Source organism: Acinetobacter sp. YH12251 (genome assembly GCF_013417465.1).
GTDB classification, from domain to species: Bacteria; Pseudomonadota; Gammaproteobacteria; order Pseudomonadales; family Moraxellaceae; genus Acinetobacter; species Acinetobacter amyesii.
The window spans coordinates 1-4216 of record NZ_VPDZ01000039.1 but is presented as its reverse complement, the minus strand read 5'-3'; the positions used below and the strand labels follow the sequence as shown (position 1 = coordinate 4216).

The window sequence follows — 4216 nt, the reverse complement described above, 5'->3', positions numbered from 1 at the left end:
CATCTACCATCGATGACGCATTTGATTGTACAAAATGAAAAAGTAGATGTGTTTCATCCAAGCTCTGAAGTTAAAGTGAATCCACAATTTCATTGGAAAAACAGCTATCAGGCTCCTGACCTGTTTCAACAAAGCCCACCTCCCAAATTTTCCCCGCTCATGGTGGGGTAGCCTAAAACATTCCCACCACTTTTATTATTTAAATAAGTGGGAAAAATCATGTCTTCACAATCAATTATACTCTTGCGTCATAGCTTGGTTGCTTGTATATGTGCAGCGGCTATGCAATATAGCTATGCTGAAAACGTTACCAGCTTTGAATCCGCTTTAGCAAAAGTACAAAGTTACCAGACTCAAGACAAGCTGTGGCAACAAGTTCAGCAAATATCTGAATTGAATATTCAGCAAAGTCGGTTATGGCAGAATCCAAGTATAAGTTTAGAACAGTCTGGCTTTGGCTCAGGTCAAGAACAGGAATTCAATGTTGGCGTTAGTCAACCTCTAGATCTATTTGGTCAGCGTAAGCTGAACCGGGTGATTGCCAATACCTCGAATCAACAAATCCAATTGCAACAGCAATTATGGAAGGCACAAAGCCAACTGATTGTTAAATTTGCATGGTCGCAATTTGCACTTGCTGAGGTTGAGCAGTCTGCTTATTCAGTACAGTTAAAAACAAGTAAAGCCAATCTGGACAGTGCCCAGAAACGCTATCAGGCAGGCAGTATTGCCCTGGTTGATTTTGAGCGTACCCAAATTGAAGCGCTAGAAATCCAACGACTTTATCAGCAAGCGATGCTGAATAAACAAGCTGCCGGTCGTCAGCTGTCTAATTTGTGGGGGGGAGAAACATCTTCACATCTTCAATTGAATAAAACCGCTATCCCTTGGCCAGAGCAAAGTCTCCAAACTGTGCAACGGTATATTGCTGAAGGGTGGCTAGAAAAATTCTATGCCTTGAACATTCAGCAATCGGATCATCAAATTGAAAATTTAAGAATTCAGGCACGTCCCAATCCGACTTTAAATGTAGGCATGAAACGTAGCAAAACCCCTAATGAAAGCAACGATACGACTTTGGCAATCGGCGTGGCTATTCCACTGAATATTTTCAACCGCCAGCAATATGCGATCCCGATGGTCCAGCAACAGCAAATATTGCTGAACCAACAGCAGCAGCGTGAGCTGAAGCAACAAATACTCAATATTGCCAACAGCATGCATCAGCTCAAAGGTTTACGTAGCCAGTTCGATGCCACAACAGCACAAGTTACTTTGGCGACCAAAGTTCAGAGCCGTACTTTACAAGGGTTTCAGGCAGGGAAACTGTCCATTACCGACGTTCAGCAAGCAACCACCCAACTGCAGAATCTTCGATTGGGTCAATTACAAATTCTACGTCAAGCTTGGCAAACTGCCCTCGCAGCTGAGGCACTCAGTATTGGCACAAGTTATGAAGAAATTAGCCGTTCGGATGCCTATACACAACTGAATAAAAAGGCAGTCGAAGCATCGCAAAATTTAATCAATGGGGGAGCACGATAAAATGAACGCCAAGCAAAACGGAAAAATATCCCAGTCTCTCATGATTGCAATTTTGATTCTGATTACGGTCTTGGTCAGTCTGGTTATTTGGTTAAGTTCAAAAAAAACTGAATCTGAGGGGCATGGTCATGATGAGGGAAATGCCGAACATTCTGATGAAGATAGTTCTGAAGAAGGACATGCTGAAGAAGGCGAAATACAACTGACCAGCCAACAAATGGTTGAACAAGGTTTAAAAGTTGCTGTTGCATCCACAGGATTGGTTGAAAAGCTGACAACCCTGCCAGGTAAATTGGTGGTGAATACCGATCAACAAGCGCATATATCGCCTAATTTTAGTGGTCATGTCGAGCAGGTCAATGTGGCTTTAGGACAGAGCGTGCAAAAAGGACAAACGCTGGCTGTACTAATCGTGCCTGAACTGATCGACCAACAGGCAAATCTGCGTATGGCACAGGTGAATCTGGATTTGGCCCGTAAAGATTACCAGCGCGAACAGCAACTCTGGTCACAGGGGATTTCTGCCAAACAGGATTACCAGCGTGCCGAAAATGCCTACCGTCAAGCGCAGATTACTGTCCAGTCCTCACAAGCACGTTTAAATGCATTAGGTGCAAGTGGCAATAACAATGGGCGTTTTCTGATTAAAGCACCGATCTCTGGGGTGATCAGTCAAAAAGATATTGTGGTCGGTGAAAATGTGCAACTGGCTAATCAGCTCTTTGTCATTGAACAGCTGAAAGATTTATGGCTTGAGTTTAATTTGCCGAATCAATTCTCAGGTCAACTGCAAGCCGGGCAAAAAATTGACTTTAAAGTGAATGATTCAGATCAAATCTATAAAGCTACTGTACAAAGCTTAACCTCTCAGGCAGATGTACAAACAGGGCGTCTGGTGGTGCGCGCAAAACTCGATGCGCAAGCTACTGAGTTGCGTTCTAATGTGCTAGTGAGAGTGTTGATTCCGGAAGCTACAGCAAAATCAGCCCTTCGGATTCAAAAGTCTGCGCTGCAAAGTATTGAAGGTGAAGACAGTATTTTCATCGTAGATTCAGAACAAAAAGGTCAAGTCCACTTAAAAGCACAGAAAGTGCAATTGGGGCAGGCTTCAAGTGATGGACAATGGCTTGAAGTGATTTCTGGGCTGACTGAAGGGCAGAAGTATATCGCTCAAGGCAGTTTCTTGTTGAAATCTGAATTAGAAAAAGACGAGGCAGGCCATGAACATTAATTCTGATCTGCCAAAACCAGAAGGTTTATTCGAACGAATCATTCAGTTTTCCATACAAAATGCGATTTGGGTGTTGCTCTTTGTCTGTACCTGGATTGCGGTCGGGGTGTATAGCTATCAGAAACTCCCGATTGATGCTGTACCCGATATTACCAATACCCAAGTCCAGATTAATACTCAAGCCAAGGGTTTTACTGCGCTTGAAGTCGAACAGCGGATTACCTATCCCATTGAAAATGCCATGGCTGGCATTCCGGATCTGGAGCTTACCCGTTCCATATCCCGTTATGGACTCTCTCAAGTCACCATTGTCTTTAAAGATGGGACTGATATTTATTGGGCCCGTCAGCAGATTAACCAACGGATACAGGAGGCGCAATCTGAGTTGCCTGCACAAATCGCACCGACGATGTCCCCCGTTTCTACGGGTCTCGGTGAGATTTATCAATGGGTACTGAAGGCAGATCCGAATGCGAAAAAGCCGGATGGAACTGCATACACGCCGATGGATTTGCGTGAGATTCAGGACTGGATTGTGCGTCCTCAACTGCAACGTGTTAAGGGAGTTGCAGAGGTCAACAGTATTGGTGGTTTTGAAAAAACCTATGTGGTCTCTCCCGATTTAAACCGGATGCAGCAACTGAATATCTCATTAGAACAACTGCAACAGGCTTTAGCGCAAAATAATGAGAACCGAGGTGCAGGTTATATTGAAGACAATGGTCAGCAACTGACGGTACGTGTACCGGGTGCATTCAATGGGCTTTCTGATATTGAGAACACCATGCTGGGTAGCCCAAATGGCAGCCCAATTCGGGTTGGTGATATTGCGCAAGTCTCTATTGGGCATGATTTAAGAACCGGTGGGGCAACCTATAACGGCAAAGAAACCGTTTTAGGGGTTGCCATGATGGCGATGGGTGGAAATAGCCGGACTGTTTCTAAAGCTGTGGATGCCAAGCTTCAAGATATTCAGAATAGTTTGCCTAAAGGGGTAGTGATTGAAACAGTGTACGACCGTACTACCTTGGTTGAGAAGGCGATTAAAACCGTTCAGAAAAACTTGGTAGAGGGAGCAATCCTGGTCATCATCATTCTGTTCCTGTTTTTAGGGAATATCCGTGCTGCCTTGATTACTGCCTGTGTCATTCCACTCTCTATGCTGTTTACCTTAACCGGGATGGCACAGAAAAATATCAGTGCCAATCTGATGAGTTTAGGTGCACTCGATTTCGGCATCATTGTCGATGGTGCTGTGGTGATTGTCGAAAACTGTATCCGGCGTTTAGCCCATACACAGCAACTGTTAAAACGACCTCTCACACAAAGTGAACGCTTTAAGGAAGTTTTTCTGGCTGCCCGCCAAGCACGTCGTCCTCTTATTTTTGGTCAGCTTATTATTTTGGTGGTGTATTTGCCGATTTTTGCTTTAAGTGGTGT

The 4216-nt window shown here is 44.3% G+C and carries 3 protein-coding genes; all 3 read left to right on the top strand.

From position 1 onward, the window contains the following. Positions 1 to 219 precede the first annotated feature (219 nt). Positions 220 to 1545, top strand: a complete 1326-nt coding sequence (locus FTV27_RS16770) for a TolC family protein (protein ID WP_035269736.1) — start codon at positions 220 to 222, stop codon at positions 1543 to 1545. A gap of 1 nt (position 1546) precedes the next feature. Beyond that, positions 1547 to 2776, top strand: a complete 1230-nt coding sequence (locus FTV27_RS16765) for an efflux RND transporter periplasmic adaptor subunit (RefSeq protein ID WP_016658777.1) — start codon at positions 1547 to 1549, stop codon at positions 2774 to 2776. After that, positions 2766 to 4216, top strand: a 1451-nt coding sequence (locus tag FTV27_RS16760) for an efflux RND transporter permease subunit (RefSeq protein ID WP_180079325.1), incomplete at its 3' end; no start/stop codon positions are given. The genes FTV27_RS16765 and FTV27_RS16760, both read left to right, overlap by 11 nt.